The organism is Pseudonocardia cypriaca, from assembly GCF_006717045.1.
Classification (GTDB): Bacteria; Actinomycetota; Actinomycetes; order Mycobacteriales; family Pseudonocardiaceae; genus Pseudonocardia; species Pseudonocardia cypriaca.
On record NZ_VFPH01000001.1, the window covers coordinates 3667041 to 3679596 of the forward strand.

14 protein-coding genes are annotated in these 12556 nt (G+C 71.5%); 8 read left to right on the top strand and 6 right to left on the bottom strand.

Annotated features, from left to right (window positions below; genetic code table 11):
* Positions 1 to 14: 14 nt before the first annotated feature.
* The 3 genes from FB388_RS17495 to FB388_RS39960 all read left to right on the top strand — a co-directional run bounded on the left by FB388_RS17495 (position 15) and on the right by FB388_RS39960 (position 1314).
* Positions 15 to 203, top strand: a complete 189-nt coding sequence (locus tag FB388_RS17495) for a helix-turn-helix domain-containing protein (protein ID WP_142102244.1) — start codon at positions 15 to 17, stop codon at positions 201 to 203.
* Complete coding sequence (locus FB388_RS39955) at positions 200 to 664, top strand: N-terminal phage integrase SAM-like domain-containing protein (RefSeq protein WP_211361966.1); 465 nt, start codon at positions 200 to 202, stop codon at positions 662 to 664. The genes FB388_RS17495 and FB388_RS39955 overlap by 4 nt, the downstream gene beginning before the upstream one ends.
* Before the next feature lie 98 nt (positions 665 to 762).
* On the top strand, positions 763 to 1314 hold the full coding sequence (locus tag FB388_RS39960; protein WP_246122014.1) for a site-specific integrase: 552 nt from the start codon (positions 763 to 765) through the stop codon (positions 1312 to 1314).
* A gap of 131 nt (positions 1315 to 1445) precedes the next feature.
* On the opposite strand, the gene FB388_RS17505 is transcribed toward FB388_RS39960, so the two are convergent.
* Together FB388_RS17505 and FB388_RS40450 are read right to left on the bottom strand one after the other, a co-directional pair.
* Positions 1446 to 2837: an MFS transporter gene (locus tag FB388_RS17505; protein ID WP_142102246.1), complete on the bottom strand. Its 1392-nt coding sequence runs from the start codon at positions 2835 to 2837 to the stop codon at positions 1446 to 1448.
* Positions 2838 to 2866: 29 nt separating this feature from the next.
* A complete protein-coding gene (locus tag FB388_RS40450; protein ID WP_142102248.1) occupies positions 2867 to 3454 on the bottom strand; it encodes a CGNR zinc finger domain-containing protein in 588 nt (195 codons plus the stop codon).
* 95 nt (positions 3455 to 3549) lie between these two features.
* Here FB388_RS40450 and FB388_RS17515 point away from each other — a divergent pair, with 95 nt between their 5' ends.
* On the top strand, positions 3550 to 3993 hold the full coding sequence (locus tag FB388_RS17515) for a VOC family protein (RefSeq protein WP_142102250.1): 444 nt from the start codon (positions 3550 to 3552) through the stop codon (positions 3991 to 3993).
* 25 nt (positions 3994 to 4018) lie between these two features.
* Positions 4019 to 4906, top strand: coding sequence for a pyridoxamine 5'-phosphate oxidase family protein (locus FB388_RS17520; RefSeq protein ID WP_170225649.1), 888 nt, complete (start codon positions 4019 to 4021; stop codon positions 4904 to 4906).
* 11 nt (positions 4907 to 4917) lie between these two features.
* Here FB388_RS17520 and yjfF read toward each other — a convergent pair whose 3' ends face one another.
* The 4 genes from yjfF to FB388_RS17540 are packed head-to-tail and all read right to left on the bottom strand — an operon-like array spanning position 4918 to position 9533.
* A complete protein-coding gene (gene yjfF, locus FB388_RS17525; RefSeq protein ID WP_142102254.1) occupies positions 4918 to 5913 on the bottom strand; it encodes a galactofuranose ABC transporter, permease protein YjfF in 996 nt (331 codons plus the stop codon).
* Positions 5910 to 6989: an ABC transporter permease gene (locus tag FB388_RS17530; protein ID WP_142102256.1), complete on the bottom strand. Its 1080-nt coding sequence runs from the start codon at positions 6987 to 6989 to the stop codon at positions 5910 to 5912. Before FB388_RS17530 ends, yjfF begins: the two co-directional genes overlap by 4 nt.
* Positions 6982 to 8478 (bottom strand): sugar ABC transporter ATP-binding protein, encoded by a 1497-nt coding sequence (locus tag FB388_RS17535; protein ID WP_142102258.1) that lies wholly within the window; start codon positions 8476 to 8478, stop codon positions 6982 to 6984. Before FB388_RS17535 ends, FB388_RS17530 begins: the two co-directional genes overlap by 8 nt.
* Positions 8479 to 8519: 41 nt before the next feature.
* A complete protein-coding gene (locus FB388_RS17540; RefSeq protein WP_170225707.1) occupies positions 8520 to 9533 on the bottom strand; it encodes an ABC transporter substrate-binding protein in 1014 nt (337 codons plus the stop codon).
* 301 nt (positions 9534 to 9834) lie between these two features.
* Here FB388_RS17540 and FB388_RS17545 point away from each other — a divergent pair, with 301 nt between their 5' ends.
* Genes FB388_RS17545 through FB388_RS17555 form a run of 3 tightly spaced genes read left to right on the top strand, consistent with a single transcriptional unit; the run spans position 9835 to position 12523 of the window.
* Complete coding sequence (locus FB388_RS17545) at positions 9835 to 10005, top strand: hypothetical protein (protein WP_170225650.1); 171 nt, start codon at positions 9835 to 9837, stop codon at positions 10003 to 10005.
* A 35-nt stretch (positions 10006 to 10040) separates the two neighbouring features.
* On the top strand, positions 10041 to 11396 hold the full coding sequence (locus tag FB388_RS17550) for a type I glutamate--ammonia ligase (protein ID WP_246122015.1): 1356 nt from the start codon (positions 10041 to 10043) through the stop codon (positions 11394 to 11396).
* The gene (locus FB388_RS17555) at positions 11396 to 12523 is read left to right on the top strand and encodes an amidohydrolase family protein (protein WP_142102263.1); all 1128 of its coding nucleotides are present in this window, start codon (positions 11396 to 11398) and stop codon (positions 12521 to 12523) included. Before FB388_RS17550 ends, FB388_RS17555 begins: the two co-directional genes overlap by 1 nt.
* Positions 12524 to 12556: the final 33 nt, after the last annotated feature.

Below are 12556 nucleotides of genomic sequence, written 5' to 3' on the forward strand. Positions count from 1 at the left end.
GGAGCTAGGAAGCCATGGAACGCGTACTACTGACCGCCGAGGAGGTCGCCGAAGCCCTCCACATCGGCCGCTGCACCGTCTACGACCTGATCCGCACCGGACAACTCCGATCCTTCAAGATCGGCAAGCTCCGCCGCATCCCCGTCGACGCCCTCCACGAGTACGCCCGCCGCATGCTCGACGAGGAAGGCGACGTGGCATGAGCGGCCGCAACATCAACGGCGAGGGCAGCGTCTACCAACGCAAGGATGGACGGTGGGTCGCCGCCGCCTACGTGCCCGTTGTCGGTGGGAGCGTCCGCCGGCAAGCCCTCTACGCCAAGACCCGCGCGGAGGCGAGCGAGCTGCTGGACCGAGCCGAGAAGCACATCCCGGTGGCTCCCACGAGCCTGACTGTGGCGGGCTACCTCGACGAGTGGTTGATCCACGTCAGGCAGCACGTGCGGGCGACGACCTGGGAGGCGTACGAGCGCAATGTTCGGCTCTACCTCATACCTCGCATCGGCAGGAAGAAGCTCACCCGGCTCACTGTGCGTGATGTGCGGCTGATGATCGACGCTCTACGGGCAGAGGGCATTGGGGCCCGCACGATCCAGTATGTGCACGCCACCTTGCGGGCTGCTCTCGAACACGCCTATCGGGAGGAGTTGGTCAGTCGCAACTAGCCAAGCTCGTCCGGGTCGAGCGACCGAAGCCGGCGCCCAAGAAGCCGCTCACCATCGAAGAGGCACGCAAGCTCCTCGACGGCACGACTGATGATCGGTTGCACGCGCTGTGGGTACTGCTGCTCATGCTCGGTCTGCGTCGTAGTGAGGCGTGCGGGTTGCGCTGGGAGCACATCGACTTCGTCGCCCGCACGCTGCAGATCGTCCAGACCGTTCAGCGGGTGGACGGAAAGCTCCGGGAGTTGCCCACAAAGCCTCGACGCTCGAACCGTACGGTGCCCCTGCCACCGCGAGTGCTCTTCGCCCTTGCCCGGCACCATCGCCACTTGCAGGAGCACTACGGGGCTCCGGGTCAACCTTGGCCACCAGAGGGGTACGTCTTCGGTACACGCCATGGGACTCCGCTGGATCCTCGGAACCTGACCCGCATGTGGAGCGAACTGTGCGCCGACCACGGCATCCGCGTTGTGCCCCTGCACGGCCTCCGCCACACCTGCGTGAGCTTGTTGCTCGCGCTCGGCGTACACCCGCGGATCGTGATGGAGATCGTCGGTCACAGCGCCATGGAGATGACCATGAACGTCTACGGCCACGTGAACCTGGAGGCTCAGCGCAGCGCGCTCGACCACCTCGACGAGCAGCTCTCATGAGGGGCTGTTGCTGTCATTTTGAGCTGTCAAAGCGAGGCAAGATCGCTGATCAAGCTTCCGACATGGGACATCCGAGGAATTTCAAGATCGACACCCCCTGACCGTAGATCAGGGGGTGTCGACCGCAGGGGTCACGCCGCGGCGAGCTCGCGGCCTCCGGGCTCCGCGGCCGGCTCGACGGGCGCCGCCTGCTCCGCGCCCTCCAGGTAGCGGCGCGACAGGCGCCGGTAGTGGCGGGAGGCGAACGCCACCAGCGTGAGGATCAGGCCGAGGATGCCCGCGATCGTGAACAGCAGCGCGAGACCGCGTTCGGGTCCGGTGCCGAACCACGGACCCAGCACCTCGGCGCCCGCTCCGGTGGTCATGAACGGCACGAACACGAACTGGGCGATCGGGCTGATCAGGAACGCGGTCAGCGGTGACGCGGCCTGCTCCACGCTCTGCGCGAACCCGAAGACCCGGCCCTGCCGCTCGAAGGGCACGACCTTCTGCAGCACGGTCTGTTCGGATGCCTCGGCGTAGGGCACGACGCACAGGTAGATGAAGAACCCGACCGCGAGCAGGACGATCGAGGACCGCAGCGCGAAGACGCTGCAGACGCTCCAGAGCACGAGGTTGGCCAGCAGCAGGGTCCGCACCGGGTTGCTGCCGAGCCCTCGCTTGCTGATGAGGAGGCCACCGATGATGAACCCCGTGCTCAGCACACCGAAGAGCAGCCCCCACACCTCGACCGACACCAGCGACAGACCGTAGGGGTCCGCCAGCGCCATGAGGATCCCGCCGAGGAAGTTGTTGATCGTCGAGAACGCGATCAGGGCGAGCAGGCCGGGCACCGCGGCGACGAGGGCGATGGTGCCGCGCAGGTCGGTGCGGTGCGAGTCGTCACCCGCCGTCCGGACGGCGCGCACCTCGGGGATCGACAGCGCCGTGAGGTGCACGATCACGGCGGCGGTGAGCGCGAGCGCCACGAGGATCACCGACAGCATGCCCGACAGCCCGATCAGCAGGCCGCTGATCACCGAGGTCACGAGGAACGAGACGCCGGTGGTGGTCCCGACCATCCCGTTGGCGCGGTCCCGCCCGGACTCGGGCACCAGCAGCGTGACGACCGTGGACATCGCGATGCCGCGGATGTTGCCGACGATCACGCCGCTCATCAGCAGGAGCACGAGGCCCCACAGCACGGGGCTCGCCGGGTCGCGGAAGGGCTCCGGCCCGGCCGCGAGGTAGACCACGAGGCTCGCCCCGTACAGCACCAGCGACACCGCGCTCGAGCCGAGCATCACGTTCCGCTTGCGGTAGCGGTCGACCAGACCGCCGAACCACACCCCGGAGAGCGCCGTGAGGCCGAGGAACATGCCGGCGACGACGCCGGTCGCGAACACCGAGCGCGTCTCGAGGTAGACCCAGAACGTCACCGCGAACCACACGGTGGCGTTGACGACGGACGCCACGAGCGTGTTGGCCAGTGCGTGGTGGAAGGTGCGGCGGTGCGCTGCGGGGGAGCTGCTCGTGGCGGTCATGCCGATGAGACCACCCGGAGCCGCGGAACTCATCGGTCGCGCCGCGCCCGGTGCCGGTCGTAGTGGCGGGCCACCCGCGCCCGGTTGCCGCAGCCCGCCGAGCACCACCCCCGCCGGGGGTGGTCCTTCAGGTAGTACAGGACGCAACCCGGGCCCCCGCAGGCCCGCAGCAGCCCTGCCTCCTCGTCGGTGAACAGCCGGGCCGCTGCGAGCGCGAGCTCCGCACGCGAACGGTCGGTCTCCCGCGGGCCGGGGTGCCACCTGAGCGCGAGGCCGCCGCCGTCCGGCACCAGCGCAGGTGCGCAGGACGCGGCGTCCGCGTTGAGGTCGGCGAGCGCGGAGGCGAGCTCGCCTGATCCCGCGGTCGCCGCAGGGCGCTCGTCCCCGGTGACGTGCGCCGCGATCCGGCGCGCCGCGTCCCGGAGCCGCCGGAACGCGGCGAGGTCGTCGGGTCCGGCCTCGTCCGCACCGGCGAGTCCGGTCCGCCGCAGCCACTCCCGCAGCCCGTCGACGGTCTCCAGGTCGTCGTGGCGGCCGTGCCGATCGGCCCACACGGTGTTCATGAGCCGGACCGGCAGCGGCTCGTCCGGCAGCAGGTCGGCGATCTCGGAGCACACATGGCGACTCTAATGGAAAGACCGCTTGACAGCATTAGCCACGCCGTGATCTGCTCTTTAACGGCAACAGGGTCTACAACCATTAGGGAGCTACCGTGGCCTTCAAGACCGGGCACGTCGCGCTGAACGTCACCGACCTGGCGCGCTCGACCGCCTTCTACCGCACGGTCTTCTCGTTCGACGTCCTCGGCGAGCGCACCGACGGCGAGCAGCGTTTCGCACTCCTGGGCCAGGACGGCGCGCTCGTGCTCGCCCTCTGGCAGCAGAGCGCCGGCACGTTCGCCACCGACCGCCCCGGGCTGCACCACCTGTCGTTCGAGGTGGCGGACATCGAGGCCGTGCGCCGGGCGGAGGCGGTGCTGCGCGGGCTGGACGTCACGTTCGCCTACGACGGGATCGTCCCGCACGGCGAGGGCGCCTCGTCCGGGGGCGTCTTCTTCAGCGACCCGGACGGCGTCCGGCTCGAGATCTACGCCCCGACCGGCGCCGATGTCGCGCCCGCACCCACACCCGCCGCTCCCACCTGCGGGTTCTTCTGATCAGGCCGACGAGGAGGAGAGAACCGTGGACCATCCGGGCGAGCGGGCGGTGCAGCGCCGGGCCGGGTTCCCGGACCGGCCGTGGGGCACGGCCAGGGTCGGCGCGCCCGTGCCGCCGGTGGCGGCCGACTTCCTGCGCCGGCAGCGGCTGGTCGTGATCGGCGCCGCGACACCGGACGGGGCGATGTGGGCAGGCGCCCTGACCGGGCCGCCGGGGTTCGTCACGGCCCCCGACGAGCAGACGGTCGCGGCGCGGCGGACACCCGTGCCCGGCGACCCACTCGCGGACGTGTTCGCGACCGAGCACGACGTCGGCATGCTCGCGATCGAGCCGGCGAGCCGGCGCCGGATGCGGGTCAACGGCCGCGCCCGCCAGGTGGACGGGCTGCTCGTCGTGCACACGGAGCAGGTGTACGCGAACTGCCCGAAGTACATCCAGGCCCGCGACATCGAGGCGCACGTGGCCACCGACCCGGGCGACGCCGTGCAGTCCGACCGGCTGTCCCCCGACCAGCAGGCCTGGATCGCCGCGGCCGACACGTTCTTCGTCGCCACGCACGCTCCGGGGTTGGGCGCGGACGCGTCGCACCGCGGCGGCCGTCCCGGGTTCGTGACGGTGGCCGGCGAGCGGAACCTGAGCTGGCCCGACTACTTCGGCAACTCCATGTACATGACGCTCGGCAACCTCGAGCTCGACCCGCGCGCCGGGCTGCTGTTCCTCGACTGGGAGCAGGGTCGGTCCCTCCAGCTCACCGGACGCGCGTCGGTCGACTGGGACCCGGAGCGCGCCGCTCGCGAGCCGGGCGCCCAGCGCCTCGTCGACTTCGAGGTCGAGCGGGTCGTGCAGATCGACGGCGCCGTGCCGCTGCGCTGGACACCGCCGCAGTACTCGAAGTTCAACCCCGCGCGGTGACGCGGGGAGGCCTAGGTCGCGGCCGCGCTCCGCCTCGCCAGCACCCGTTGCAGCACCACGAACACCAGCAGCAGGAGCCCGATCACGATCCGGGACCACCACGAGCTGAGGGTGCCCTCGAACGAGAGGATCGTCTGGATCGTGCCGAGTACGAGCACCCCGAGCACGGACCCGAGCACGAACCCGGAGCCGCCGGTGAGCAGGGTGCCGCCGATGACGACCGCGGCGATCGCGTCCAGCTCCATGCCCACGGCGTGCAGGCTGTAGCCGGAGAGCATGTAGAAGGTGAAGAGCAGGCCGGCGAGCGCCGAGCACGCCCCGCTGATCACGTAGACGCCCACCCGCGCCTGCGCCACCCGCAACCCCATGAGCATCGCCGACTGCTGGCTGCCGCCGACGGCGTAGACCGTGCGCCCGAAGCGGGTCATGTGCAGGACGTAGACCGCCACGGCGACCACCACGAGCGCGACGACGGCGCTCGGGCTGACGAACAGGTCGTCGCCCAGCGGCACCGCGGTCTGCGCGATCGTCCGGAACAGCGGGTCGTTGATCGAGATCGACTGCAGGTCGATCACGTAGCACAGGCCCCTCGCGAGGAACATGCCGGCGAGCGTGACGATGAACGGCTGGATGTCCAGGTAGTGGATCACCGCGCCCATCGCGAGCCCGAAGATCGCGCCGCCCAGGAGCACCATGAGCATCACGACAACCGGTGACCAGCCGGCCCGCAGCAGCGCGGAAGCCACCATCGTGGACAGCGCGACGACCGACCCGACCGACAGGTCGATGCCCCCGGTGAGGATCACGAACGTCATCCCGACCGCGAGCACCACCAGGAACGAGTTGTCGATCAGCAGGTTGAGCAGCACCTGGCCGGACGCGAACGAGTCGTAGCGCAGGCTCCCCCCGGCGAACATCAGCACGAACAGCGCGAACGTGACCACCACGGGGAGGAAGCGGGTGGGGATGCTCTTCACGGCGCGAGCGCGCTCGGCGAGCGCGGTCATCGGGAGGTCCCCGTGGTCTCGGCGGCACTGGTCTCGGCGGGGGCGGCCTCCACCGGGGCGGCGGGCGGCGCTGCCGGCGGCACGGCCTCGTCCCGACGGCGGCGGCGCGTGAGCAGCGCCTGCACCTTCGGCGCCTGGGCCAGGAACACCAGGATCACGACGACCGCCTTGAACACGAGGGAGACCTCCGGCGGGATGCCGACCGAGTAGATCGTGGTGGTGAGCGTCTGGATGGTGAGCGCGCCGAGCAGGGTGCCGGCGATCGAGTACCTGCCGCCGGCGAGCGAGGTGCCCCCGATGACGACGGCGAGGATCGCGTCCAGCTCCAGCCACAGGCCCGCGTTGTTGGCGTCGGCCGCGTGGACGTTCGCGCTGATCATCAGGCCGGCGACGGCGGCGCAGAACGCGGCGAAGACGTAGACGGTCCAGACGATGCTTCGCGACCGCACGCCGGCGAGCCGGCTGGCCTCCGGATTGATGCCAACGGCCTCGACGAGCGTGCCGAGCGCGGTGCGCCGGGTGACGAGCGCGACCAGCGCGTACACCGCGGCGGCCACGATCACCGTGAGCGGCACGGTGAGCAGTGCGCTCCCGCCGATGCCGGAGAAGGTGGCGTTGTTGACGGTGACGATCTGGCCGTCGGTCACGAGCTGGGCGAGGCCTCGGCCCGCCGTCATCAGCACCAGCGTCGCGATGATCGGCTGGATCCCGAGGCGGGCGACGAGGAACCCGTTCCACGCCCCGAGCGCGACCGCCAGTGCGAGCGCGAGCCCGATGCCGGCGAGCGCGGCGCCCGGGCTCGCCGGGTCGGGGCTGCCCGCGATCCAGGTGCAGATCACGGCCCCGGAGATCGCGACGACGGCGCCGACGGACAGGTCGATCCCGCGGGTGGCGATCACCAGCGTCATCCCGAGCGCGGTGAGCGCCAGCGGGGCACCGTTGTGCAGGATGTCCACGAGGCTCCCGTAGAGCCTGCCGTCCTGCACCCGCACGGCGAAGAAGCTCGGCGTCACCGCCAGGTTGAGCAGCAGCAGCGCGACGAGCGGCCAGATCGGCTTGCGCAGGAGCTCACGCACCGGCCTCACCCCCTGTCGCGATCAGCTCCATCACGTGCTCCATCTCGACGTCCTCCCCCGCGAGCTCCGCGACGGGCCTGCGGTCGCGCAGCACCAGCACCCGGTCGGACAGGCGGACCACCTCGTCCAGCTCCGCGGAGATGAACACGACCGCCGTGCCCTCGCGGGCCTGCTCGGCCACGAGCGCCTGGATCTGGGCCTTCGCGCCGACGTCGATGCCGCGGGTGGGCTCGTCGAGGATGAGCAGGCGCGGCTGGGTGATCAGCCACCTGGCCAGCAGGACCTTCTGCTGGTTGCCGCCCGACAGGTTGCGCAGGAGCGCGTCCGGGTCGGTCGGCCGGATGTCGAGCAGCTCGATCCAGCGCCGGGCCAGCTCGTCCTGCTTGCGGCCGGGGATGCGGCGCATCCATCCGCGGGACGCCTGCATGGCGAGCACGATGTTGTCGCGCACCGACAGGTCGCCCACCACACCGCCCGCCTTGCGGTCCTCCGAGCTGAACGCGATGCCGGCGTCGATCGCGGCGCGCGGGCTGCGGATCCGGACCGGTCGCCCGTCCACGGCGATCTCGCCGTGATCGGCGCGGTCGGCGCCGAACAGCAGCCGGGCCAGCTCGGTGCGCCCGCTGCCGAGCAGGCCGGCCAGCCCGACGACCTCGCCGGGACGCACCACGAGGTCGACCGGCTCGATCGCTCCCCTGCGCCCCAGCCCGACGGCCTCGAGGACGGGCGGCTCCTCCTCGTCGGCGGGTGCGGCCGGCGCGCGATCGAGGCGTTCCAGGACCTCGAGCTCGCGCCCGACCATCGCGGACACCAGTTGCCTGCGCGAGATCTCCGCGGTGCGGTACTCGCCGACGCGCCTGCCGTTGCGCAGCACCGTCATCCGGTCGGAGATCTCGTAGACCTGCTCGATGAAGTGCGAGACGAACAGGATCGCCACGCCGTCGTCACGCAGCCGGCGGACCACCCGGAAGAGCTCCTCGACCTCGCTCGCGTCCAGGCTGGACGTTGGCTCGTCGAGAACGAGCACCCGGGCGTCCACCTCGACGGCGCGCGCGATCGCCACCAGCTGCTGCTGGGCGATCGGGTGCGCGCCGAGCGGGGAGGACGGGTCGAGGTCCAGGTGCAACCGTCCCAGCACCTCGGTGGCCCGTCGCCGGGCACCGCGCCAGTCGATGCGACCGGCGCGGCGCGGCTCGCGGCCCAGCAGGAGGTTCTCCGCGACCGACAGGTTCGGACACAGGTTCACCTCCTGGTAGACCGTGCTGATCCCGGCGGCCTGGGCCGCGGCCGGCCCGCTGAACGCCACCGGTTCGCCCTGAACCTGGATCTGCCCCGCGTCCACCGGGTGCACGCCGGTGAGGGCCTTGATCAGCGTCGACTTGCCGGCGCCGTTCTCGCCCATCAGCGCGTGCACCTCACCCGGGTACAGCCGCAGGTCGACCGAGTCGAGTGCCTGCACCGGCCCGAACGCGACGGAGATGCCGGTCATCTCCACCAGCGGACGCCCGACCACTGGACGCGGGGCCTCCATCAGTACTGGCGGTCGGGCAGCGCGGCCTTGGCGGCGGCCGTGTCGAACGTCGTCTCCTGGGTGACGACGCGCGCCGGCACCTCCTCGCCCGCGACGACCTTCTTGACCAGTTCCATCAGCTGCGGGCCGAGCAGCGGGTTGCACTCGACGATGAAGTTGATCTTCCCGTCGGCGAGGGCCTGCATGCCGTCCTTGACCGCGTCCACCGTGATGATCTTGATGTCCTGGCCGGGAACCTTGCCGGCCGCCTCGATCGCCTCGATCGCGCCCAGGCCCATGTCGTCGTTGTGGGCGTACAGGACGTCGATGTCCGGGTTCGCCTTCAGGAACGCCTCCATGACCTGCTTGCCGCCCGAGCGTGTGAAGTCACCGGTCTGCGACGCGATGACCTTGTAGTTCGGGTTCTGGGCGATCACGTCGGCGAAGCCCTGCTGCCGGTCGATCGCGGGGGCCGAGCCCGTGGTGCCCTGCAGCTCCACGATGTTCACCGGCCCGGCGGACGCGTCGACGTTCTTCAGGAGCCACTCCCCCGCCTTCTTGCCCTCCTCGATGAAGTCCGAGCCGAGGAAGGTCTTGTAGAGCGAGGTGTCGGGCGAGTCGACCGCACGGTCGGTGAGGATCACCGGGATGTTGGCCCGCTTGGCCTCCATCAGCACCGTGTCCCAGCCCGACTCCACGACCGGGCTGAACGCGATCACGTTGACCCGCTGCTGGATGAACGAGCGGATCGCCTTGATCTGGTTCTCCTGCTTCTGCTGCGCGTCGGAGAACTTGAGCTCGATGCCGGCGGCGGCGGCGGAGTCCTGCACGGACTTCGTGTTCGCCGTGCGCCACCCGCTCTCGGCCCCGACCTGCGAGAAGCCGAGCGTGATCTTCTCCCCACCGTCCGCGGGAGCGGAGCCACCGCCACCACCACCGGCCTCACCGCCACCACCGCAGGCGGCCAGCACCAGCGCGGCCGCCGCCGTGATCGCGAGAGCAGCGACCCGCTTCCGGAGCGCGGGCAACGTCATCGTTGTGCGCACAGCGCCTCCCAAGGCGTCGTCTTCGATGGCGGGCTCGTCCGAACCAGTGTGATGCGCGTCCCGCCCGGCCGAAACTGTGAGCGCTAACATGCCCCGCCGTCAAGGGTGGCGCACGTCAAGAGCAGATAACGCTTCCCCCTCCCGGGACGGCGCCGTCACCGACGGTCATGGACAGCGGCCCGCTGTAATCCGCTTGAATGAACGCGTGCGGCACAACGGCGCTGGTGACGATGAGCCGACCGGACCACTCCCCGGAGGCGACGACTGGCCGCTGCCTCCGGACGGCAGCGTGCTCCCCGACGATCTCGACCCGGGCATCGTCTGGGACTCCGACGGCCCCGGGAGCACAGCCGCGGCCGCCCGCGGCTGCCTGTGCCCGATGCTCCCGAACGATCCGCGGGCCGGACTCGGGGTGCTGATCGCGCCCGACTGCCCGGTCCACCAATCCCGGCTGGAGTGATCGCCACTCCCCTCGGGAGTTGTAGCGTGCGCTCCGTGAGCACGTACCCGATGCCGGTCCTCGCCGACGAGGAGCTGGCCGCGGCCCGGGCCCGGCTCGTGGACGCCGAGGTCCGGCTGCTCTCCGGCTCGGTGGTCGACCCGGCCGGGGTGATCCGGGCGAAGCACGTGCCGACAGCACGGGCGGACGCGTTCCACGTCAACGGCATGGGCGCCTCACCGAGCTGGAACGTGTTCTGCGTCGACAACGCCATCGCGTTCACCCCGCGGTTCGGGGTGGTCGGTGACCTGCGGCTGCGCGCCGACCTCGTCGCCCTCCGCGTGCTCGGCGGCGGGCTCGCGTGGGCGCCCGCCGAGATGTTCGACCAGGACGGCACACCCGCCCCGGTCTGCACCCGGGGGCTGCTGCGCAGGACGGTGGCCGGGCTCGGCGAGCGGGGCCTCGACGCGCAGGTCGGGTGCGAGCTGGAGATGGTGCTCACGCCGCGTAGCGGTCCGGGCTGGAACGCATACGGCCTGGGCGCCCTGCTGGACGTCGAGCCGTTCGTGCTCGACCTCCTCGCCGCCGCCGACCGCGCCGGCCTCCCGATCGAGCAGGTCCACGCCGAGTACGGCGACAGCCAGCTCGAGCTCTCGATCAGCCCGACCGATCCGCTCACGGCGGCCGACCACGTCGTGCTGGCCCGCCTGATCGCCTGCCGCGTGGCCCGCAGCCACGACGTCGCGGTGTCGTTCTCGCCGCTGCCGTTCGCGGGCGGCAGCGGGAACGGGGCGCACCAGCACCTCTCGCTGTTCCTCAACGGGGCGCCGCTCCTCTCCGGTGGCCGCGGGCCCTACGGGCTGACCGACGACGGGAGCGCCACGATCGGCGGGATCGTCGCCGGGCTGCCCGAGCTCACCGCGGTGTTCGCCGGGTCCGTGCTGTCCGCGCACCGGCTCCAGCCGGGGCACTGGTCCGGCGCGTACGCCTGCTGGGGGTGCGAGAACCGCGAGGCGGCGGTGCGCCTCTGCGCGGCGACGGCCGGCAATCCGCACGGCGCGAGCGTGGAGCTCAAGTGCATCGACCCGTCCACGAACCCGTACCTCGCCACCGCCGTGTTCCTCGGGCTCGCGCTGGAGGGCCTCGCGGGCGCCGCGCCGCTGCCGCCCGAGGTCACCGTGGCGCCCGCGGCGCTGACCCGCGAGGAGTCGGAGCGCACCGGCGCCGTACGGCTCCCGGCGGACCAGTCCGCCGCGCTGGACGCGCTGGAGGGCTCGGAGCTCGCCGGCCGGCTGCTCGGGGAGGAGCTGCTCGAAGCGCTCCTCGCCGTGCGCCGCCACGAGGTCGAGACGTACGGCGGGCAGGACGTGGAGGCGGTGGCCGAGACGCTGCGGTACGCCTGGTCCGCCTGATGACCTCCGAGCTCGCCGAACACGTCTCGGCGGTACGGCTCGTCGACCACCACGTGCACGGCGCGTTCACCGCCGACCTCGACCGCGCGGACTTCGAGACCCACCTCAACGAGGGCTCGCCCGAGCCGGTCCCCGAGTGGATGACGCAGTTCGACTCGCAGCTCGGCTTCGCGATCCGCCGCTGGTGCGCGCCCGTGCTCGACCTCCCGGCGCACGCGACCGCGGACGAGTACTGGGCCCGCCGCGCCGAGCTCGGCGTCCGCACCGTCACCGAGCGGTTCCTGCGGGCAGCAGGCGTGTCGGACTGGCTGGTCGACACCGGGTACGGCGCCGACGCGATCCTCGACGTCGACGGGATGGCCGCCGCGTCGGGCGGACGCGGCCACCTGATCGTCCGGCTGGAGTCGCTCGCCGAGGGGATGGCCGCGGACGGGGTGTCCGGGCGGGACTACGCCGACGAGTTCGGGGCTCGCCTGGAGCGCGCCGCCCGGCACGCCGTGGGCGTCAAGTCGATCCTCGCCTACCGCTGCGGCTTCGACATCGACCTCTCGCCGCCCACCCCGCAGGCGGTCGCTACCGCGGCCGGGCGCTGGCTGGACAGCGGGGGGACGCGGCTCGCCGACCCGGTGCTACTGCGCCACGGCCTGCACGCCGCGGTGCGCCTCGGCCTGCCGATCCAGATCCACACCGGCTTCGGCGACCGCGACCTGGACCTGCACCGCGCCAACCCGATCCACCTGCTGGACTTCCTGCGCTCGCCGGGCGTGGCGGACGTGCCGATCATGCTGCTGCACTGCTACCCGTACCACCGCGAGGCCGGCTACCTCGCGCAGGCGTTCGCGAACGTCCACTTCGACGTCGGTCTCGCGATCAACCACATCGGGGTGCGCAGCACCCAGGTGGTGGCGGAGTCCCTCGAGCTGGCGCCGTTCGCGAAGCAGCTCTACTCCTCCGACGCATGGGGCCCGCCGGAGCTGCACCACCTCGGCGCCGTGCTGTGGCGCCGGGCTGTCGGGAGGGTCCTCGGTCGCTGGGTGGACGACGGCGACTGGTCGGCGGCCGACGCCCTGCGGGTGGTCGACATGATCGGCGGCGGCAACGCCCGCCGGGTCTACCGGCTGGAGTGACGCCCGACCGCCGGCAGGCTGCGCATCCCCCCT

Excerpts from the sequence above, each read along its gene's own strand:
- FB388_RS17535 (WP_142102258.1), bottom strand. The coding sequence starts at position 8,478 with ATGACCGGCATCTCCGTCGCGTTCGGGCCGGTGCAGGCACTCGACTCG.
- yjfF (WP_142102254.1), bottom strand. The coding sequence starts at position 5,913 with ATGACCGCGCTCGCCGAGCGCGCTCGCGCCGTGAAGAGCATCCCCACC.
- FB388_RS17505 (WP_142102246.1), bottom strand. The coding sequence starts at position 2,837 with ATGACCGCCACGAGCAGCTCCCCCGCAGCGCACCGCCGCACCTTCCAC.
- FB388_RS17495 (WP_142102244.1), top strand. The coding sequence starts at position 15 with ATGGAACGCGTACTACTGACCGCCGAGGAGGTCGCCGAAGCCCTCCAC.
- FB388_RS39955 (WP_211361966.1), top strand. The coding sequence starts at position 200 with ATGAGCGGCCGCAACATCAACGGCGAGGGCAGCGTCTACCAACGCAAG.
- FB388_RS17540 (WP_170225707.1), bottom strand. The coding sequence starts at position 9,533 with ATGACGTTGCCCGCGCTCCGGAAGCGGGTCGCTGCTCTCGCGATCACG.
- FB388_RS17555 (WP_142102263.1), top strand. The coding sequence starts at position 11,396 with ATGACCTCCGAGCTCGCCGAACACGTCTCGGCGGTACGGCTCGTCGAC.